Below are 21,073 nucleotides of genomic sequence, written 5' to 3' on the forward strand. Positions count from 1 at the left end.
ATAATCACCCCGCTCAGCGCTACGTATTTAATTATGGTTTAAAATTGACCAGTTATCAAAAAAAACCGCCTTACCTTCTCTAAGACTTTTGAAAGACTTACTGAAAGCACTTATAAAAAGGATAATCAGCATAGTTAAGTAATTCTAAATCCTGGTGGCTATCCCCATAGGCGTAAAGAATATACTCATTACGATTCGCATATAATTTTTTGAACCGCTTTAATTTTTCAGAACCAATACAATAGTTATTCAACATCTGACCAGTACTTTTATGGTGAATTGGATCAAATTCCAGTTCCGTGCATATGAGTTGTTGAATCGCGTATTCTTCCGCCCAGGGTTTAAGATAAATATCCCATCCCCCGCTCACGACAATGCAAGTATGTCCCTGCTGTTGATGAAAATGGAGGCGATCGATCGCCTCTTTGCGCAATTTTTTAAGTAATACCTGCTTAAGAAAAACAACAGCTTGCTGCTCTAGCTCGTGCTTCGTTATTCCTTTTAAAAATAAATGATCTAAATAATCCGCATTACCAACTGGCTTGCCCGGTAAACCACCGTTGAAAAAACGAGATAAGAGTCCCCCAACCAGCCTGGGCAAGCCAACTAATTGTCTTAGAAATAACAAGCGGCTGGACGCCCCTACCGTCAAGGTTCCATCAAAATCAAATACAGCAATAATCCGTTCGTTCATACTGACTCATTAAAAAGGTAATTCAAGAAAAGGGTTAATTATCGTAATTAATTCACGAAACAATAATTTAATTTGTTGTAAATCACTCTCTGTCTTCGCCTCAAAACGCAGGGTTAGCCAAGGCCCCGTATTTGAAGGTCTGATTAAGCCCCAGGCGTTGGCAAAACTCACTCTCAACCCATCAATACGAACGATGGTACCTCCCAGGAATTTTGGCGCCTGCTCCAACAATTGCCTCATAAATGCTTCTTTCTTATGTTCCGAAATAGGAATTTTTAATTCACTGGTATTTATTGATTTGGGAAATTTTTTGAAATAAGTATGGACATCATTCGCTTGTTCACCGAGCATTTCCAAAGTGCGCGCCGCGGCATAAATCCCGTCATCATAATCAAGCCAACGATCTTTAAAGTAAAAGTGACCGCAAAATTCACCACCAAGAATTGCTTGATGCTCTGCCATGCTGGACATAATGTGAGCCATTCCTGTTCTGGTCATTACCGGGATCCCACCATGAGCTAAAATATAGTCATGCAATTGCTGAGTACATTTCACATCAAAGACAACGGTGGGATTGCTTTTTGTGTTAAGTACTACTGCCGCAAAAGCAAGAAGCAGGCGATCTGAAGGAATAATAGTCCCTTTATTATCCACAACGCCGAGTCTATCTCCATCACCATCAAAAGCCATGCCTATATCGGCTTTCTGCTCCTGAACGACGCGACATAAATCGGCCAGATTTTCTTCAATTGCAGGATCGGGGTGATGATTGGTAAACGTTTCTTGAACATCACAATACAAAGGGATGACCTCACAACCTAATGAGGTTAATAACTGAGGCACCACCTTACCTGCAACAGCGTTACCGCAATCGACAACAACGCGCAGTTTTTGGGGCAGCGAAAGATCGGCTTTAATCGCCTGAATGTATTGAGCAACGAGCAGTTCCGAAGGATATTGGATATAAGCTCCCTCATTTTTTTCATTGACTCTGAGTTGATGGTGAATCATGCGATAGTACAAGGTTTTGAGGAGCGCACCATGATAATTTTTGCCAGCAATACTGATTTTTAGTCCATTATAATCGATGGGATTATGACTGGCTGTTACCATTAAACTGGAAGGACAATTAAGAAAACGCATGGCAAAATGAAGAACAGGCGTGGGTAAACAGCCAATATCGATAACTTGAATTCCGCTAAGTAATAAGCCGCGTTTCAATGCTTCGGCAAAAATCTCGCTACTCGCACGACTGTCATAGCAAACCAGTATCTTTTTAGATGTGTCGATGTCTTGCAGTTCGCTACCAATAGTAAGCCCCAGAGTGTAATAAGTGTCCCGATTCAGATCCTCCCCAATCACGCCGCGAATATCATACTCTTTAAATAGAGTCGATGATGGGGTCACCAAGCTTAATTCACTCATAATTTATCTCCTGGAAAGGCAATAATGATGTCACGGCACTTGATTTCAGGGTTCCCCATTATTTGTTTCAGCGTCATAACATATTGTTTGGCAAGACGTTTTATCGTCTCTTCTTCATATAAATCTCGGCGATATTTGATATAACCGCTTAATACGTTGGTGTAGTTAAATTTAAGCGACAACTTACGTGGATTGGCTCCCCAAAGCGGTAAATCGACTTGCTTCAGAGAAAATGGGCGCAGAGTAAAACCCGTATCCATTTCTGGTAAGCAAAGATGCTGAAAATCAAAAGAAACATCAGGAACAGGTAATCCTAATTCCGTTATTTGCTCTGGTTGAAAATACTGATAATCAAGGGAATTAACCAGATCATCTTGTAACTGTTTTACCATGGAGAAAAAAGTCGCATCGGGAGCAAAACTAATAATTAAAGGAAGTTCATTGGCCACATTACCTACTGTTGTTCTGTAGGGCTCTAATTCTCGCCCGGAACAAAGCATGGTAATAAATGCACGATCAGTCTGCGCAAAACGAGCCAGTAGTAATCCGTAGGCAGCAAGCAAAAGATTGACCAAGGTCAGCTGATGCTCCTTGGCCAACTTCTGTAGCGTCTCAAGATCCTCAGGTGCAATGTCAATGAGTTCTCTGGAGCCCACTGCTAAAGCTTGTTCGGGTATGGCTTTGTCAGTTGGCAACGGAATAGGCTTGTAATTTTGCAGTTTTTCCTGCCAAAATGCGGTATATTTCTGGCAGGAACCATTTACAAAACTGGCTAATTGCCAATCAATAAAGGCTTGATAGGGAACCGCTTCTTCATCTAATGCCTCGGTAGTTGTTTTTAAATTCAGAGCATAGTAATGAAGAATATCCTGTAAAAGAATCAAACTGCTTGCCCCATCAATCAATAAATGACTCAAGCTTAATGTCCAAATATGCTGTTTTTCTGTACATTTAATTAAACGACTTTCCAACAGCGGTGCCTTTGTGACATCGAATTGATGCTGGCTTACCTCCGCCACCACTTGGTTAATTCTTAGTTTCTGTTGGCTGGCCGTTGCCTGGCTCAGATCGAGAAACTGTAGCTTAAAATGGACTTCATCATGACAAAATTGAAAGGTAGTATTCAGATAAGTATGAAAACTACAACGCAACATTGCATGTCGTTTAATAACCTGTCGGATGCTTTGTTCCAAAGCATCCACGTCGAGCGAACCAATAATTTCTAAGAAACTGGTAATCCGATAAGCCGGGTTGTCAGGCTGTTCCTGGATGTGTCGCCAGATTCTTATCTGTTGTACGGAGAGTGGCAATAATTGGTTGAACTGATGAAGATTACGCTTCGCAATAGGCAGTTCTGGACTTGTTGTCGCTATCTCATTCAGGGATTTTTTTATCATTTCATCAAGTATTTTAATCAATTCATGAATGGAATGATTTTCCAGCAACAGAGTTTGCGCACTAAGATTTGCAACCGGTAATTTACTTTTTAGTTGGTGTAACAATTCTACAGCAATCAAAGAATCCATCCCTAGGGCTAATAAAGTGGTATGCATTGCCAAGGGCTGATTTTCTTTTAAGCGTAAAACAGTCTTAATCTCCTTGGTAACCAGCTCGGTCAAAAAAGCAACACGTTCCCGCTCACTGGCATTTTTCAATTGACTTAAGACATGGTCAGGCGCACTAGAAGAATTAGTCGACTCTGCGCTGAAGCCCGATTGAATGGCTTCAGACCAAAATGTCCTATGGAATGAAGGCAACTGGGCTAATATTTCCGATGACATACGGTTTGGCATCAGGCACAGCTGAGAAGATGGCGATGCCATCATCGCCCTAAGGGCTGCCATTCCTTCTTTTTCACTAATATTTTTAATACCATACGATAACCAGGATTGGGGCAAGTCACGAGTCATTCCTAATTGTTGCCAGGGGCCAAAATTAATACTTAATGCAGCAAGCTTTGATTGTTGACGATAATGAGCCAGACCATCCAGAAAAGCATTAGCGGCTGCGTAATTGGCTTGTCCTGGTGAGCCCAGCAAAGCGCTTATGGATGAAAACAAAACAAAGTAATCCACATCCAGGGCCAAATCGATACTTAACTGATGCAAATTCCATGCGCCTTGTATCTTAGCCCGAAAGACTTCTTCAAATTGTGCCCAGCTTAAATTCTGCCAAAGCCCATCACTTAAAATGCCCGCCGTATGGAAAATACTTTTAATTGTGGGCAACGAGCTTTGCACCAGAGATAAAGCGGTGCGCAATTGCTCCATATCACTGACATCCGCTTGCAAGTAACTGATGGTTTGATTACCTCCACTAAGGGCCTTTAACTGCTCATCAAGCTCCGTAGTAAGGGGGCGTCGGCCTAAGAGAACAATATGCTTAATACCTTGTTTTATAAGCCATTTACATAATGTCAAACCCAGTCCTCCCAAGCCACCAGTGATAAGACAGGTAGAATCAGACCTCCATTCGGCATTCGCATGTTTGAGTTTGGCATGGCGCAGGCGGGGCACGTAGAGATCACTTTTATAGGATACGAGCAGAGGTGTCTCACAGTGTGTTGCAAGAAGCGGCCTAAGTTGGGTGCTTACCTCTTTAACTGTTGCGTCAGCATCAAAATCAATATGCTGATAATCAAGTTGAGGGAATTCAAGTACCAGGGTTTTACTCATACCAATTAACGGCGTGAATACCGGGATTGATGATTGAGAAAAGCCTGCGGTCGCTCTGGTCACGACCCTGAGCTTGGCTGTACCGCCTTTATGGATCAGCGCCTGAGTTAAATGTAATAAACCAGCACAAGCCTCGCTGATATATTGGGTGAGTACCTCGGTAATTATCGTAGATGTCTTATCTGTTTTAACAAAATCACTATCGGTCATTCCCCACAGGTAAACAATACCCGCTAGATCTGGCAGATTGGCTAGCAAACGCAGAAAGTGCTCGGGATCAAATGGATTCAGGATTACTATTGATGGAGAAGCCTTATAGGCGCTACCCGCTTTTACGATAACACTTTCTGCCAAATGCTCTGATAAAACATTAGCAATCTTGCTGCTCTCGGCGTTCTGGTTGACAAAAATCAACCAGCTTCCTGCTTGTTGCTCTATCGAACCCTCCCCAGTCGAGGGTAATTTTTTCCAATAAATCTGATAGAGTGCCTGGTTTATAAAGGCATCCAACAGAACGGTTTCCTGATGATGTGATTCCTTTGCCAACCAGTATGACTGACGTTGAAAAGGATAAGTTGGCAATGGTTTTGAATAGTGTTCTATTTGAAAAGGCGCATCAAAAGCGCTCCAATTAATATCGACGCCATGGCTGTAAAGTTGCCCTATTGAATCAGCAAGTGTTTCCCAATCCGAGCTGTTTTTTTTCAAAGAAGCCAACCAAAGCGCCTGTGCAGGAGCTGGATTTCGTACCATAGCAAAACTGAGCAGGATGGGCTGAGGGCCAACCTCGATAAAGATCTGATAATTTTCTTCAAACAATTGATTGATGCCATCATTAAACTGAACAGTTGCCAGTACATGATTGACCCAATAAGAACCCGTAACAGAAGACATGGCCTTACCAGTAACATTGGAAATGAATAACATCTTGGCAGGCATATACTGTATCGTATCCGCAATTTCCCTAAATTCATCTAACATGGGACGCATGAGTTCAGAATGAAAAGCATGGGATACTGCAAGTTTCGTTATTGCTATACCACGTAATTGACAGCTCTTCTCTAATTGACTAATTAACTCTGATTCTCCTGAAAACACAATCTGACTAGGGCTGTTAATGGCTGCAATATTTAAAATAGAAGTTGCTGATTCTTGTTTTACCTCATTGAGTAATTGCAAAGCCAGTTCGCTACTGGTTTTTACTGCAATCATACTTCCCTTTTTCTGGGCCTGCATGAGCTTGCCCCGCCAGAAAATGAGTTTTAAGCCATCTTCCAATCGCATCATTCCAGCAACAGTCGCGGCCACATATTCACCTACGCTGTGACCAATGACTGCTGTAGGTTTAACCCCCCAATTAATCCATAACATAGCCATAGCGTATTGCAAAACAAATAAAGCGGGCTGATTGTATTGAGTCTGTTGCAATAAATAATTCTTTTCCGGATTGAACATCACTTCATCCAGGGGAACAGGTAAATAGTCAGCCAAGAGACGGCAACAGTTATCTACTTGGGCTTTAAATAATGGATGACTGGTGTAAAGTTCTAAGCCCATCCCCGAATATTGCGCCCCCTGACCAGTAAATAAGAAGGCGCATTGTTTATGGGTAATCGGCCTTGGTTCAGCCTCTATAGGATAAGCTTCTAACTGCCTGATCATGTCTTCAATTGTTTTTGCCCCCACGACCAAACGGTAAGCCAGAGCGCTTCGGCCGACATTCAAGGTATGACACAAATTGGCTAATTCTGGTTTCATCTCTTGCCGAAGCAGATTTAAGATATTAGTCCGTTGCGTTTTTAATGCATCCAGGGTGTGCCCTGATAAAGTCAATACATGCCAGGGTCTCTGGGGTGTTACAGTCTTCTCTTTTTCATCAGGTTGCGCTTCTGCCAAAATTAAATGAGCATTGGTGCCTGTAAAACCAAAAGAACTTACTCCAGCGTAGCGAATAGTCTGGGCAGAAGTGGTTTCCCATCGCTGCAGCTGGGTTGGCACTTGGGCAGGAATGCTGTCTAAATTGATTAACGGATTAACGTTTTTAAGATGTACGTTGGCAGGAATTTGTTTGTGCTGGAGCATCAATATGGTTTTCATAAGCCCTGCCATGCCCGCAGCGGCCTCTAAATGACCAAGATTGCTCTTTACCGAACCAACGTACAAAACCTTTTGTCTTGTACCTGTAGCAAATACTTCTCTAAGCGCATTAAATTCAATGGGATCACCCAAACGAGTACCTGTTCCATGAGCTTCGATATAGCTGATCGCATCAGCAGATAAACCAGCCTGGTTAAGTGCTGTTTCTATTAATTCCTTTTGTGCCTGCGGACTGGGTGCGGTGATGCCATTGCTATGACCATCGCTGTTCACCACGGCACTTTGAATAACAGCAAGAATTTTATCACCGTCACGTTGAGCATCCGTTAAACGTTTTAGAATTAACACTCCGCAGCCCTCGCTGCGCACATAGCCATCGGCATTGGCATCAAATACTTGGCATTTGCCACTGGGTGATAACATGCCTGCTTGCGAAAAACTGATGCTTATGCTGGGCTCGAGGATACTGTTTACCCCCCCAGCAATTGCTACATGACACATCCTGGATTGCAGCTCCTGGCATGCATTAAAAACCGCAACCAGTGATGAAGAACAAGCGGTATCAACAGTTTCATTGGGTCCTTGACTACCTAGAAAATAGGCAATTCTCCCTGAGGCAGCACTATGCGCATTGCCAAGTCCATAATAGGCATCCGCGTATTGATAGACTGCATCAGTCGCCAGACGACTGTAATCATCAGAAGAAATGCCTACGAATACCCCACTATCACTGTTATTGAGTGAGGAGGGAGCAATACCTGCATGCTCCAGTGCTTCCCATGAAAGCTCAAGCAAGAGTCGATGCTGAGGATCCATGGCTTCAGCTTCACGGGGGCTGATGTTAAAAAGTGCCGCATCAAATTGATCAATATGGTCAATAAAGCCACCACGGTCGGTAACCATTTTTCCGGGGGTATTGGGAACAGGATCATAATAGAGTTCAGCATTCCAGCGATCAGCAGGAACTTGTCTAATACCCTCTTTGCCCTCTTGTAGAAAACTCCATAATTGTTCAGGCGTATTAATCCCGCCCGGAAAGCGACAACTCATCCCGATAATAGCAATGGGCTCCATCTGTTGTTTCTTACTTTCTTGAGACTGTACCAACGGAGTTTCATTTTGCACAAATGGAGCAGGAGACAGATAATTAGCTAATTGCTCTATTGTTGAATAAGACCACAGCAGGCTTGGATTAATGTCGCATTGCAGATATTGTTCAAGAGCGGCGCAAAACTGCATGGCAAGACTTGAATCAACACCATAATAAGCAAAATTGGCCTTGGAATCGATCTGTTGTAAATTAAGATTCAACCGGTTGGCAAACCATTGACTCATCCAGGTCTGTAAATCATTCTCTTTAACATCTACCGGATGTTGTGGTGCCTGTTTGGTAACTTTTTGCCATTGAGCGATGACGGTTAATTCATTATTGAGCATGGCATCGCGACAAGCATTACGCTGCACCTTGCCGCTAGAGGTTTTAAGCAAGGTTGCTTGCGGGATTAAGATAATTTTAGCCGGCACAACAGCTAAATCTTCTGAACAGCGCCTCAAAATAGCCGCAAAAATCGCATCAAAATCTTTAGCTCTGCGATGAACCTCTTGGATAATAACCAACGCAGGCTCATCTTCTATTTCCATTAGAAAAGCACTGGCTCCATGTCGTATTAAAGCCGGATGGCTCTCATAAACAACATATTCAATATCTTGTGGGTAAATATTCTGGCCACGAATAATCATGAGATCTTTTAAACGCCCAGTAATAAACAACTGACCTGTTGCATCCAGAAAACCCAGATCACCCGTTCGCAAAAATCGTTTATTGCTGTGAGGCAGCTTTAAACCAAACATTTGCTCACTGGCCTCAGGTTTTTCCCAATACCCCTGAGTAATACTGGGGCCAGCAATAACAACTTCACCTATTTCATAAGCGTCCAGGATCTGTTGCGTTTGGGGATTAATGATTTTCACCTCATGTTCTGCTGCAGTATAACCGCAGCCGACAATGCTAACGCGACTCTTCGCCGTTTTATCGACATGAATCTTATGGGACTCCAGCAAAACTTGTTTATCAACATCTAAAATGACCGTGTTATCACCTGGTTTTTTGCCAGAAACCATTAAGGTCGTTTCAGCCATCCCATATGCAGGATAAAAAGTTTCTGCATGAAAACCGCACGAACTGAATTTCTCGGTGAATTGATGCAGTGTTTTTGCATTAACAGGCTCTGAGCCATTTAACGCAATCATCCATGAGCTCAGATCCAGTTCTTTTTTTTCTTCTTCAGTAATGGTGTTAACGCACATTTCATAAGCAAAATTGGGCGCAGGGGAAATGTCCACCTTATAATCGCTAATGGTTTTTAACCAAAAAAAGGGACATTTTAAAAAAGTAGTAGGCGCCATTAAAATACTATGAACATTTTGAACAAGAGGGTATAAAATGGCCCCAATTAACCCCATATCATGAAAAGGAGGCAACCAGGAACAGACTGTTTGGCAGCTTCCTTCGATGAGCGTATCAATTAAAGTGATATTAGCAATAATATTACCATGGCTGACCATCACCCCTTTAGGGACACCGGTTGAACCTGAAGTATATTGTAAGAAAGCCAGTCTATCCGAGGTGAGCACCGGAAATCGACCGCAATCAGCGTCTATGGGTAAGGCCTCATCAACCAAGAGCATCTTCACCCTATCTAAAGGATATTGGCGGACAATTGCCGCAGTGGTTATAACCACTTCAGCTTTTGAATCGTTGATAACCGCTAATAGTCGCTTGGCATGACGGTTGTTACGAGGAGGATACGCAGGAACGGCTATAACACCTGCCATTAAGCAACCTAGAAAAGCAATAATGTAGTCTAAGCCAGGTCCTAGCAATATAATTGCTCTTGACGCAGTTTTTGTTAAGGTTAATAAACGAGTGGCCGATTCCATTACTTTTTGGAGTAGCTTTTGATTGGTTATGTTTACTGACTCTTTGTTTTCAGCTAAAAACGTATAGATTGTTTTACTGGGGGAAAGCTCCGCATTAGTGCTTAAAATGCTAATTAATGTTTCTGACGCTTCGCTGGATTTCATTGGATTCCTCTTTCACAGACTGATGTCCGCGTCCTTTATCTTTCCATAGATAAAAAAATGAGGGCCCCTTGCCGAGACTATTCACTTCCCTTATCCTTCCCTAGACAAAGATCAATGTTAATACCTTTAATGTATTACTGTAGCAACTGGCTAAACAAAAATCAAATTGTGCACTGCGCAATCACAAAAATCGCTTAATTTCTATTCGCCCGGCGCCCTGAATTGCAACATTTCGTCGCTTCGCGATCTGCAATTATTGGGATAAAGCCACCAAGAGCGCTGATTATGCAGAAAGGTTCAACTGGGTTATTTTTAAAATTTATCTAGCATAAATTTCCAATCATGATGTAAAATTAAAACACAATTTAATCTGGATGAATCTCCACGATTATCTATTTACAGTGTACCTTTAGGAAAGAAACAATGGCTTATAGAAAAATGCTTAAATCAAAAATTCATCGTGCTTGTGTCACTCAGGCAGATCTGGAGTATGAAGGAAGTATCACTATTTCTCCCGAACTTCTCAAAGCCGCTAATATATTGCCTTATGAAGCGGTGAATGTCTGGAATGTCACTGCAGGTACCCGATTTGAAACCTATGCCATCACCGGTGAAAAAGGGTCTACTGATATCTGCGTTAATGGAGCGGCCGCCCATTTGGTTACTCCAGGGGATCTGGTAATTATTGCCTCCTTTACCCAAGTATTAGAAGAAGATTGCGCAACCCTGGTTCCCACTGTCGTTTTTGTCGATCAATTTAATCGTTTAAAAGAAATCAGGCCTGAGCGGGTTGGCGTTAAAAATAGAATGACTTGCGCCGTTTAATTTGTTTTACTCTTTTTATCCTCATTTGGTAATCAACGTTAATAAGATAGGACTTACGCCGTTCTTGAGATTGAGATAATGCGCAAGTCCTGGATGGAGATAAATTTTGCATTGTTTCGTTTACCACTCAAATCTTAGCTCATGTTAACTCATTTACTTGAATTACGTCGTCGAGCCATCTACATACTCTTGTTCTTTGGCGCCTTTTTTTTCTTATTTTTTTTCATAGCCGGGGATCTTTTTCATGCCTTAATGAGTCCATTGTTGTCCGCTCTCCCTAACCGAAGTGAATTAATCGCCACTCAAATTACTTCCCCCATAGTGACTCCCCTTAAACTTGCGGCTGATGCGGCACTATTATTAAGCGCTCCATTTGCTTTATTTCATCTGTGGCGTTTTATCAGTCCAGGCCTTCATAAAAATGAGCAAGAACAATTTCGTGGGGCAATCTTCTTAAGCGTATTACTTTTTTTTGCAGGATTAACGTTTTGCTTTTATCTGATTCTTCCTTTTATGTTCCAGTTTTTTACCCATGCATTACCTAAAGGAGTACATTTTATGCCTGATATGGCCTATGCATTGGACTTTATCACGCGAATGTTGCTGTTATTTGGCTTTTGCTTTCAAATTCCCTTAATTACCCTGATTTTAGTGCGTTTAAAGATCATTGATGTAATAACGCTAAAAAAGATAAGACCCTATATTATTGTCGGGGCCTTTATCATTGGCATGTTATTGACCCCGCCAGACGTGTTTTCCCAAATCATGCTTGCTTTGCCGCTGTGTTTGCTTTATGAGTTAGGCATTATTTTGGCCCTTTATTTTGCTTAAGGACTGTTAGCGATTACTTCTTAGAAATCTGCAACGGGCGGTGCAATGAAATCTGATTTCTTGCTATCGAAATTTAGATCTCCGATAATGCGTCTTAAAAGCATTAAATCATACCTCAAATTCAAGGATTGAATAAATGAAAAAATTTTCTCTGAAAAAAACATCGTTGCTCCTATGCACAGCATGGTTATTAGCCCAAATACCAGTAACTCATGCGTGCACCAGAGCAGTCTATTTAGGCTCAGACGATCTTGTCATTACTGGACGCTCTATGGACTGGATGGAAAACATGCATTCCAGCCTTTGGGTATTTCCCAGAGGTATGAAACGCGATGGCTTAGCTGGCCCTGACTCCCCCAAGTGGGTATCTAAATACGGCTCTGTGATTACCTCTGTTTATAATATTGCTACTGCAGACGGCATGAATGAACGCGGTCTGGTGATGAATATGCTTTATTTGGCTGAATCAGATTATGGTAGTGCTAAAAAAGGCAATCCACCTTTATCAATTAGCCTTTGGGGGCAGTATGCTTTAGATAATTTTGCTACGGTGAATGAAGCGGTAGACGCTATGTCGAAAACAACCTTCCAAATTATTGCACCTAACCTTCCGAATGGAACAGCGAGCCAAGTGCATTTATCTTTGTCTGATCCAAGCGGGGACTCGGCTATTTTGGAATATGTTGCAGGTGAGCTGGTAATTCATCATGGCAAACAATATCAAGTCATGACTAACTCACCAATATACAGCAAACAGTTAGCCTTAAATGAATACTGGCAGGAAATTAATGGCGATGTATTCTTACCAGGGACAAGCCGGGCTGCGGATCGATTCGCCCGAGCCTCATTCTTGATTCAGTCTATTCCTAAGCAAATAAGTAGTAATTACATTCAAGGAGTTCCAGAACAAGCCTATACTTATCAGGCTATTGCAGGTGTATTAGGAGTTATGCGTTCCGTTTCGGTGCCATTAGGCATTACAACCCCCGATAAACCCAATATTGCATCGACGATATATCGTACTATTTCCGATCAAAAGAACAGGGTTTATTATTATGACTCGTCAACTTATCCCAATACATTTTGGATTGACTTAAAAAGCTTGAATTTTTCCCAGGATGCTCCTGTACTTAGCTTGGCCGTGGAAAATGGAGAGGTTCACTCTGGCGAAGTATCAAAACTATTCAAGCCGACCAAACCTTTTGATTTTTTGCCAGCAAATTAGTCCTTAATCTGATATCTGGTGCAACTTGCCTTTGGTGGATATAGAACTGGCAAAGTACCATTTCGCCAAACCTTAAGAAAACTGTTTCATTTAATTATTGTTTAGCAAGCGCAACCTGAGTGAAAAAAGTGAAGCCCAGGTTGCAGTTTGCAGATCTTAACCCAGGCCTCGCTTGCCGAGCTTCATAAGAAAAGTTAGTTATTCATTAATTTTTATATTAATTATTTTCTTTAATTTAGCTGGGTTCGTTTCACCATTAATATTAATAATAAGTAGTTCCCCAGCGCCTTTATGCATTTCATTAGCAAAATCATAAACGGCCCCCACTACGAATAACTGCTCGTTTTTAATTTTTTGAGAGTATTTATTTAATGCGATATTAACTTGGTTATTAACATTTTGTTGAACACCAGCGATGTTTGAAACGCCTGAGCTAATCTTAATTGTATCTAACTCTTTTACAATATCCGGCTCCAGATGTTTATAATCACCCATAACAGCATCAATCGCACCACACTCCGAATGACCGATGATTAATAGTATTTGGGTATTGAGATGAGAAACTCCATAATCTACTGACCCCATTGAGGTTTGTATTTGATTCCCAATGTTTCTGACCGTAAAAAAATCACCTTCTGGATTATCATCAAGTATATTGCTTTGTACCCGCGAATCAGAACAGGCGACAATTGTAAAAAGAGGCGTTTGTCCACTACTAATATGTCTAAAAAAAGAAGGACCTTTTTTCTTTATATATGTTTGATCATGCATTTCTATTCGCTCAATAGATCGTGTTAGAGCTTCTTTTTTATCCTGAGCGTATGAAGTTTTTAATAGAACAATTGTAATTAATAAAATACAACATTTCCTAAATGACATTTTTACTCCATTTAAACTATTTCGTTCTTAAGATTATCTAATGCATTATTGATAATCAATTTTAACGACATCAATGTATTAATTAACTAATTAGGTTAATAATCCAATTAGGCATGCATGTTGCGTTGCCATTCATCTCTTGTAAAAACCAATTAAGACTCAAGATCTCTTTAAAGATACCGATATAAGAATCATGATGCTCAAAAAAAGGGACCAATGATGAATAAAATTGCTAAATTCAACATCGGAGATTTGGTGATTCATAAACGCGTTCGCTATAGAGCCATAGTGGTCGATGTGGATCCTTTATTTCAGGCTTCGGGAACTTACAATCCGCAGGCAAGCAAGCGTGAATTCGCAACGCGTAACCCTTGGTACAGGCTACTGGTTGATGACAGCAGTCAAATAACTTATGTTGAGGAAAATATGTTAATTGCTGATCCTAGCCAACACCCCATCAACAATCCCCATCTTCATCATTATTTAAATGAAAAAGAAGGGAGTTATCAAAATGTTAATGCCAAGCATTAGAGATTGGACAACGTGTAAAGAACTCTGGTTATGCTAGCTGTTTCTTAACATTAAAACCAACAAGGCAATAAAGCCAATTAATCCCAGGGCTAATACCCCCATGGTTAAAAAGCTTTTACTTAAGTTTTCTTTGCTGAATTGATCAGGCCTACCTTTAATGGTGCGATATAACACAAAGACAATCATGACAGCACCTAAAACACCTAAAATTTGATATAAAGTATTCATTTCATGTTCCCTTTGTTTGACGTGGTTTTATTATTTGGATTCAAAGCTAAACGCATCTGAAAATAAATGGGCGGGTGACACCCCGTTAGCAACTAATGTATCTCTGGTGCGGTACACCATATCGAAAGGGCCGCTGATTACCATTTGCCATTCACCAAGGTCTTTTGGATGATTTTTTAAAACTTGAGAGGCCAGAGTTTCTTTACTTACGTCAGCAAGAAGAGAGAAATAGTTAAAACGGCTGACATGGGCTTCCCAACTGGTTACTTTTTCATCCATATACAGATCACTTTGCGATCGGGCTCCCCAATATAACTCAAAAGGTCTCTGATCTGAATTAGCCAATAGCTGTTCTATCATCGCTTTAACCGGAGCAAATCCTGTTCCTCCGGCAATAAACATAATCGGTCTTTGCTCCGCTAAATGATTAATGCTGCACTCACCAAAGGGTAGGCGTATGGCCACAGAGCCTTGTTTTTTAATATGAGCAAATAAACGTTGATTATAAGGGTTATCCAGACTGTGTCTGATATGCAATTCATATTTATGCGACCCTAAGGGTGCATTCGCAATGGAATAGCTAAAGGCTTCATCATCAAATAAAATTTGCAGATATTGTCCCGCCTGATAATCAACGAATTCATCAGGAGTCAAAATCAATTGCACGATACTATCAGTCAGTGGTGAAATGGCCTCTACTTGAGCCTGAATCATTTTTTCGCTCATTCGTCTAACCCTAAAGAAGGCCAATACCCATTCACTTTATCTAATATTTCTTTATCCATGATAATTGGCCTGCCCCATTCTCTTTGTGTTTCTCCAGGCCATTTACTGGTCGCATCCATTCCCATTTTTGAGCCCAAACCGGATACAGGTGATGCAAAATCAAGGTAGTCTATAGGTGTATTTTCTATCATTACTGTATCCCGCGCAGGATCCATACGTGTAGTCATTGCCCAGACAACGTCTTGCCAATTCCGCGCGTCGACATCATCATCGCAGACAATAACAAATTTGGTATACATAAACTGACGCAGAAACGACCATACGGCCATCATGATCCGTTTGGCATGCCCCGGGTATTGTTTTTTCATCGTTACGATGGCCAAACGATAAGAACATCCTTCTGGGGGTAAATAAAAATCCACAATCTCCGGAAATTGTTTTTGCAATAAAGGGATAAACACTTCATTCAAGGCCACGCCTAAAATAGCAGGCTCATCAGGAGGCCTTCCGGTATAAGTACTATGATAAATTGGTTTCTCTCTATGCGTTACACGCTCGACCGTAAAAACAGGGAATGATTGGATTTCGTTATAATAACCGGTGTGATCTCCATAAGGTCCTTCTGGCGCTTCCACACCCGGTTCAAGATAACCCTCTAAAATAATTTCTGCACTGGCTGGCACGTGCAATTCGCTGCCGATACAACGAGTCAATCGGGTACGTTGGCCACGTAATAAGCCCGCGAATGCATATTCGGATAAAGTATCAGGAACTGGGGTTACTGCTGCCAATATGGTGGCCGGATCCGCTCCCAAAGTTACCGCTACGGGGAACCGTTCGCCTGGATAAGCCTGTTGCCAAGCCTGATAATCCAAAGCACCGCCTCGATGGGATAACCAACGCATAATTAATTTATTCTTACTCAATAATTGCTGGCGATAAATCCCCATATTCTCCCGGGTTTGCTGTGGCCCTTTAGTAGTCACCAAGCCCCAGGTAATCAAGGGGGCGACATCACCAGGCCAACACGTTTGAATAGGCAAACGAGTTAAATCTACTTCATCATGTTCCCAAACGTGGGTTTGACACTCTGCGCCATTAATATACTTTGGCGCCATATTCAGCGCTTGCTTCAACAGGGGCAGTTTGCTAAAAGCATCTTTAAATCCTTTGGGGGGATCTGGCTCTTTTAAAGCAGCTAATAATTTACCAACCTCTCGCAATGCAGTGATGGTTTCTTCACCCATGCCCATGGCCACCCGTTCAACGGTACCAAATAAATTAGTAAGAACAGGCATGTCATAGTTTGGGGTATTAGTAAAAAGAAGAGCAGGTCCACCAGCGCGTAAAACACGATCACTTACTGCAGTCATTTCAAGATAGGGAGATACGGGGTAATCAATACGTTTTAATAATCCACGTAATTCGAGTTGAGCGATAAAGTCTCTAAGATCAGAGTATTTCATTGATGATGTATCTCAAAAATTATTGGGATTCAAAGCGCTAATCCCATCTTGACGCATGTAGCCCGTATTACGCATTCGCTAATACGGGCTACATTAGATAAACCACAAAACTAGGCTTATAAGCCATCAACTTCTTACTCTTGGCGTTTCATTGCATCAAAAAATTCAGCGTTAGTCTTATGATTCTTCATGCGCTCAAGCAAGAACTCAATTGCATCACATTCATCCATAGACTGCAGAATTTTGCGCAATATCCAGGTACGTTGTAAATCTTCTGGGCTTAACAGGAGATCTTCGCGACGAGTACCTGAACGATTAATATTAATCGCAGGGAAAACACGACGCTCAGCAATATTACGGCTCAAGTGAATTTCCATGTTACCAGTTCCCTTGAACTCTTCGTAAATTACTTCATCCATTTTAGAACCAGTATCCACCAAAGCGGTAGCGATAATGGTCAAGCTACCTCCCTCTTCGATATTTCGCGCGGCACCATATAAACGTTTTGGTCTTTGTAATGCGTTTGCATCAACCCCACCAGTAAGTACTTTCCCTGATGAAGGAACCACTGTGTTATAAGCCCGTGCCAAACGAGTGATGGAGTCAAGCAAAATAACGACATCTCGTTTATGCTCAACCAAGCGTTTTGCTTTTTCAATGACCATTTCAGCCACTTGAACGTGACGATTAGCAGGCTCATCGAAAGTACTGGCAACCACTTCGCCTTTAACAGAGCGTTGCATTTCAGTGACTTCCTCGGGACGCTCATCAATCAATAAAACAATGAGATAACATTCCGGATAATTTTTCTCTATAGAACGGGCAATGTTTTGCAGCATTAATGTTTTACCCGCTTTAGGTGGGGAAACAATCAAGCCACGTTGACCACGACCAAAAGGAGCACACAAATCAACAACTCTGGCGGTCAGATCTTCAGTACTGCCATTACCTTGTTCCATAACCAAACGTTCAGAAGCAAACAATGGAGTTAAGTTTTCGAATAAAATCTTACGCTTAGCACTGTCTGGCGTATCGTAGTTGATTTGATCTACTTTCAACAACGCAAAATAACGCTCACTGTCCTTTGGAGGACGAATTTTACCAGAGATGGTGTCACCAGAACGAAGACCAAAACGTCTGATTTGGCTAGGTGAGACATAAATGTCATCAGGACCGGCCAAATAAGAACCGTCAGCAGAACGCAAGAAACCGAAGCCATCAGTCAAAACTTCTAAAACGCCATCGCCATGGATGTCTTCACCCTTTAAGGCATGAGCTTTCAGAATGGCGAAAATAATGTCTTGCTTGCGCATACGAGAGGTATTTTCCACCCCCATTTCTTGTGCGATGTTAACGAGATCGGCAATAGGTAATTGCTTAAGTTCACTAAGATTCATACTTCTCACTTGATTTATTGTTTAAACGAATTGAATATCCGAGAAAATTTTTGTTAGGGAATAGCAGCTAAGGATTCTGCTGCCTATGAAGCATACTTGCATTAAAATACGTTTCATATTGCAAACAGGCTATCACAGCTTTACAACAAGATCCAACATTTTTGTAGTAAAAAATAGAAAGTAATTCTAAAACTTACAAGCCAAATATTATTTTTTATAAATATCAATAGGTTAATATATTTATCAGTCACTTTTCAATCTGTTCAAAAAACGCCACCACGAACAGGGGAAGAGCTCTCCTTGGAGATCCTTCACTGCGTTCAGGATGACGTTTCTTAAATCAATGGCAGTGCCCTATGTTCTAACCATGAGGCAATGATTTGTTATACATGACTTTCTACAAAAGCACTTAATTGTGATTTAGATAATAAACCCATTTTAACTGCTTCAACTTCACCATTTTTAAACAAAATTAAAGTAGGAATACTCATTACCCCAAATTTTGCTGGAGCCTGAGGATTTTCATCTATATTTATCTTAGCAAAAGTTACATCTTTGCCATGTGTGGCAGCTACTTCTTCCAGAATTGGCGTCAAAGCCCTGCAAGGACCACACCACTCAGCCCAAAAATCAACCAATACCGGTTTGTTGGCATTTATAACGTCCTGGTCAAAACTCGCATCGGTTACCGTTTTAATATGTTCACTCATGTCTAAACCCCAGTTATTTACCACTCCAAAATTCTATTATAGATCACCACCCACAGCTTGCAATACACTTAACGCAGTAATTGCTGCAGTTTCTGTGCGTAATATTCTTGGTCCCAAAGATAAAGGTAAAAATTCATGGCGGCAAGCCAAATTAATTTCGTCATCCGTTAAACCACCCTCAGGGCCAATCACCAAAGCAATATCCGACTGTCCAACAGAATAATTACGCCAGCTAGCATTGCAAGCAGGATGTAGGATAAATTTTAATTGGGCTTGAGTGGCTTTTACATAATGCTCCAGACTTACAGGTGGATGAACAACCGGAACCTGATTACGACCAGACTGCTCACAGGCAGCAACAACAATGCCTTGCCACTGATGCAGTTTTTTTGTCATCCGTTCTTTATCTAATTTTACGGCACAACGCTCAGTAATTAATGGAGTAATACTGGATACACCCAGCTCAACTGATTTTTGCATGACCAGCTCCATGCGTTCTCCTTTAGAAACCGCTTGAGCCAAGTGAATAGTCAGCGGTGACTCCCTGCTTTGTTCCTTTACTGAATCGATGCGAACCATAACGTGCTTTTTTTTAACCGTCTCTATAGACGCCGCAAATTCTCGGTTATCACCACAAAACAAAGTCAGTTTCTCACCCGGTTGCATTCGCAGAACCACAGCGACATGCTGCCCGGCTTCGGGAGATAACTCTAATAATTGACCCCTATGATATTCGCCAGGCTGATAAATACGTATTTCTCTCACTTTTTATTCACCATAATTTTAGAATGAGACGGTAGATATATTATTGCGCACAGTATCACAAAAATTACTTATTTTCGTCGGCTATGCTAGAATTTTCAATTTTACTATTGGAACGGAATACTTATGGCCAAAACACGCGTCGAATCAGATAGCATGGGTGAAATCGAAGTCCCTGCTGATAAATATTGGGGAGCACAAACTGAACGCTCTTTGCACCACTTTAACATAGGCAAGGACATCATGCCGCGTGAAGTGACCCATGCTTTTGGAATTTTAAAGAAAGCAGCGGCACTGACCAATTTGGATCTGGGAAAATTATCGAAAGACAAAGCAGACTTAATTGTCAAAGCAGCAGAAGAAGTCAGTAAAGGCATGTTAGACAATCATTTTCCCCTGCATGTCTGGCAAACAGGAAGCGGTACTCAATCAAACATGAATGCCAACGAAGTCATCTCAAATCGAGCAATTGAACTCGCGGGTGGAACAATGGGCAGTAAATCCCCTATTCATCCCAATGATCATGTCAACATGTCCCAATCATCAAATGATACTTTTCCAACCGCCATGCATATTGCAGCAGCCATGGCTTTTCATGAAAAACTAATCCCTGCGGTACGCAATTTACGCGATGCTTTTGCAACAAAAATGGCTGCTTTTAAAGACATCGTAAAAATTGGCCGAACTCATTTACAAGATGCTGTCCCTATTACCCTAGGCCAGGAATTTTCAGGGTATGTCGCTCAATTAGATGCGTGCATCCACAGACTTGAAGAAGTATTGCCGGAATTATATGAGTTAGCGGCAGGAGGAACTGCGGTAGGAACCGGATTAAATACTCACCCCCAATTTGCCAGTAAAGTAGCAGAACACATTGCTAAAATTACCAAACTGCCTTTTGTTACAGCACCCAATAAATTTGCTGCATTAGCGTCCCATGAACCGCTTGTTTTTGCTCACAGCGCCATGAAAACCCTCGCTTGTGCGCTGATGAAAATAGCAAATGACATCCGCTGGTTAGCTTCCGGCCCTCGTTGTGGCATAGGCGAATTGCACATTCCCGAAAATGAACCTGGCTCTTCGATTATGCCTGGCAAGGTGAACCCAACCCAGTGTGAAGCGATGACCATGGTTTGTGCCCAGGTTTTAGGCAATGATGCTACGGTAGGTATAGCTGATAGCCAAGGTAATTTCGAATTAAACGTATTCAAGCCCGTTATTATCTTTAATGTGCTTCACTCCCTGAATTTACTCACGGATACTTGTCGTTCATTCCAGGAATTTTGTGCCGAAGGTATAGAGGCCAATCATGCGGTGATTGATTACTACTTACATCACTCGTTAATGCTGGTTACGGCCCTTAATCAGCATATAGGCTACGATAAAGCAGCAAAAATCGCTAAAACAGCTCATCATGACAACTCTTCTTTGCAAGAAGCTGCTGTCAAACTTGGTTTCTTAACCGCTGAGCAATTTGCAGAATTTGTGAAGCCTGAAGAAATGACTGCACCAAAATAA

Annotated in this window: 15 protein-coding genes; 5 read left to right on the top strand and 10 right to left on the bottom strand. The window is 41.5% G+C overall.

Going from position 1 to position 21,073, the window contains the following annotated elements; all coding sequences use genetic code 11:
• Window positions 1–97 precede the first annotated feature (97 nt).
• Genes LOX96_RS02975 through LOX96_RS02985 form a run of 3 tightly spaced genes read right to left on the bottom strand, consistent with a single transcriptional unit; the run spans window position 98 to window position 9,975 of the window.
• Window positions 98–694 carry an HAD family hydrolase gene (locus tag LOX96_RS02975; RefSeq protein ID WP_250420492.1) on the bottom strand — a complete coding sequence of 199 codons (597 nt, stop codon included), beginning with the start codon at window positions 692–694 and terminating at the stop codon, window positions 98–100.
• Window positions 695–703: 9 nt separating this feature from the next.
• Window positions 704–2,119, bottom strand: coding sequence for a phosphomannomutase/phosphoglucomutase (locus tag LOX96_RS02980; protein ID WP_250420495.1), 1,416 nt, complete (start codon window positions 2,117–2,119; stop codon window positions 704–706).
• The gene (locus LOX96_RS02985) at window positions 2,116–9,975 is read right to left on the bottom strand and encodes a type I polyketide synthase (protein ID WP_250420498.1); all 7,860 of its coding nucleotides are present in this window, start codon (window positions 9,973–9,975) and stop codon (window positions 2,116–2,118) included. Before LOX96_RS02985 ends, LOX96_RS02980 begins: the two co-directional genes overlap by 4 nt.
• 423 nt (window positions 9,976–10,398) lie before the next feature.
• On the opposite strand from LOX96_RS02985, the gene panD reads away from it, so the two are divergent.
• The 3 genes from panD (at window position 10,399) to LOX96_RS03000 (ending at window position 12,856) form a co-directional block, all read left to right on the top strand.
• Entirely contained in the window at window positions 10,399–10,800 is a 402-nt protein-coding gene (gene panD / locus LOX96_RS02990) for an aspartate 1-decarboxylase (RefSeq protein ID WP_250420501.1), read from the top strand.
• Between the two features lie 141 nt (window positions 10,801–10,941).
• Entirely contained in the window at window positions 10,942–11,631 is a 690-nt protein-coding gene (tatC, locus tag LOX96_RS02995) for a twin-arginine translocase subunit TatC (RefSeq protein ID WP_250420503.1), read from the top strand.
• Between the two features lie 136 nt (window positions 11,632–11,767).
• Window positions 11,768–12,856: a linear amide C-N hydrolase gene (locus tag LOX96_RS03000; protein WP_250420507.1), complete on the top strand. Its 1,089-nt coding sequence runs from the start codon at window positions 11,768–11,770 to the stop codon at window positions 12,854–12,856.
• Between the two features lie 198 nt (window positions 12,857–13,054).
• Here LOX96_RS03000 and LOX96_RS03005 read toward each other — a convergent pair whose 3' ends face one another.
• The gene (locus tag LOX96_RS03005; RefSeq protein ID WP_250420511.1) at window positions 13,055–13,735 is read right to left on the bottom strand and encodes a carbonic anhydrase; all 681 of its coding nucleotides are present in this window, start codon (window positions 13,733–13,735) and stop codon (window positions 13,055–13,057) included.
• A 219-nt stretch (window positions 13,736–13,954) separates the two neighbouring features.
• Here LOX96_RS03005 and hspQ point away from each other — a divergent pair, with 219 nt between their 5' ends.
• The gene (hspQ, locus tag LOX96_RS03010; RefSeq protein ID WP_250420619.1) at window positions 13,955–14,266 is read left to right on the top strand and encodes a heat shock protein HspQ; all 312 of its coding nucleotides are present in this window, start codon (window positions 13,955–13,957) and stop codon (window positions 14,264–14,266) included.
• A gap of 33 nt (window positions 14,267–14,299) precedes the next feature.
• Here the strand turns inward: hspQ and LOX96_RS03015 are convergent, their stop codons facing one another.
• From LOX96_RS03015 to LOX96_RS03040, 6 genes are all read right to left on the bottom strand, one after another.
• Window positions 14,300–14,494, bottom strand: a complete 195-nt coding sequence (locus tag LOX96_RS03015; RefSeq protein ID WP_250420513.1) for a hypothetical protein — start codon at window positions 14,492–14,494, stop codon at window positions 14,300–14,302.
• A 30-nt stretch (window positions 14,495–14,524) separates the two neighbouring features.
• On the bottom strand, window positions 14,525–15,220 hold the full coding sequence (locus LOX96_RS03020) for an NAD(P)H-flavin reductase (protein WP_250420516.1): 696 nt from the start codon (window positions 15,218–15,220) through the stop codon (window positions 14,525–14,527).
• Complete coding sequence (gene ubiD / locus LOX96_RS03025) at window positions 15,217–16,686, bottom strand: 4-hydroxy-3-polyprenylbenzoate decarboxylase (protein WP_250420519.1); 1,470 nt, start codon at window positions 16,684–16,686, stop codon at window positions 15,217–15,219. The genes LOX96_RS03020 and ubiD overlap by 4 nt, the downstream gene beginning before the upstream one ends.
• Before the next feature lie 134 nt (window positions 16,687–16,820).
• Window positions 16,821–18,083: a transcription termination factor Rho gene (rho, locus tag LOX96_RS03030; RefSeq protein ID WP_250420522.1), complete on the bottom strand. Its 1,263-nt coding sequence runs from the start codon at window positions 18,081–18,083 to the stop codon at window positions 16,821–16,823.
• A gap of 383 nt (window positions 18,084–18,466) precedes the next feature.
• Entirely contained in the window at window positions 18,467–18,793 is a 327-nt protein-coding gene (trxA, locus tag LOX96_RS03035; RefSeq protein WP_173238318.1) for a thioredoxin, read from the bottom strand.
• A gap of 36 nt (window positions 18,794–18,829) precedes the next feature.
• Window positions 18,830–19,558 carry a 16S rRNA (uracil(1498)-N(3))-methyltransferase gene (locus LOX96_RS03040; protein WP_250420525.1) on the bottom strand — a complete coding sequence of 243 codons (729 nt, stop codon included), beginning with the start codon at window positions 19,556–19,558 and terminating at the stop codon, window positions 18,830–18,832.
• 123 nt (window positions 19,559–19,681) lie between these two features.
• On the opposite strand from LOX96_RS03040, the gene fumC reads away from it, so the two are divergent.
• On the top strand, window positions 19,682–21,073 hold the full coding sequence (gene fumC / locus LOX96_RS03045; RefSeq protein ID WP_250420529.1) for a class II fumarate hydratase: 1,392 nt from the start codon (window positions 19,682–19,684) through the stop codon (window positions 21,071–21,073).

The organism is Legionella maioricensis (genome assembly GCF_023618015.1).
GTDB classification, from domain to species: Bacteria; Pseudomonadota; Gammaproteobacteria; order Legionellales; family Legionellaceae; genus Legionella; species Legionella maioricensis.

Bases quoted from the DNA above. Each gene is read 5' to 3' on its own strand.
- LOX96_RS02975 (WP_250420492.1), bottom strand. From the start codon at position 694: ATGAACGAACGGATTATTGCTGTATTTGATTTTGATGGAACCTTGACG.
- LOX96_RS02980 (WP_250420495.1), bottom strand. From the start codon at position 2,119: ATGAGTGAATTAAGCTTGGTGACCCCATCATCGACTCTATTTAAAGAG.
- LOX96_RS02985 (WP_250420498.1), bottom strand. From the start codon at position 9,975: ATGAAATCCAGCGAAGCGTCAGAAACATTAATTAGCATTTTAAGCACT.
- panD (WP_250420501.1), top strand. From the start codon at position 10,399: ATGGCTTATAGAAAAATGCTTAAATCAAAAATTCATCGTGCTTGTGTC.
- tatC (WP_250420503.1), top strand. From the start codon at position 10,942: ATGTTAACTCATTTACTTGAATTACGTCGTCGAGCCATCTACATACTC.
- LOX96_RS03000 (WP_250420507.1), top strand. From the start codon at position 11,768: ATGAAAAAATTTTCTCTGAAAAAAACATCGTTGCTCCTATGCACAGCA.
- LOX96_RS03005 (WP_250420511.1), bottom strand. From the start codon at position 13,735: ATGTCATTTAGGAAATGTTGTATTTTATTAATTACAATTGTTCTATTA.
- hspQ (WP_250420619.1), top strand. From the start codon at position 13,955: ATGAATAAAATTGCTAAATTCAACATCGGAGATTTGGTGATTCATAAA.
- LOX96_RS03015 (WP_250420513.1), bottom strand. From the start codon at position 14,494: ATGAATACTTTATATCAAATTTTAGGTGTTTTAGGTGCTGTCATGATT.
- LOX96_RS03020 (WP_250420516.1), bottom strand. From the start codon at position 15,220: ATGAGCGAAAAAATGATTCAGGCTCAAGTAGAGGCCATTTCACCACTG.
- ubiD (WP_250420519.1), bottom strand. From the start codon at position 16,686: ATGAAATACTCTGATCTTAGAGACTTTATCGCTCAACTCGAATTACGT.
- rho (WP_250420522.1), bottom strand. From the start codon at position 18,083: ATGAATCTTAGTGAACTTAAGCAATTACCTATTGCCGATCTCGTTAAC.
- trxA (WP_173238318.1), bottom strand. From the start codon at position 18,793: ATGAGTGAACATATTAAAACGGTAACCGATGCGAGTTTTGACCAGGAC.
- fumC (WP_250420529.1), top strand. From the start codon at position 19,682: ATGGCCAAAACACGCGTCGAATCAGATAGCATGGGTGAAATCGAAGTC.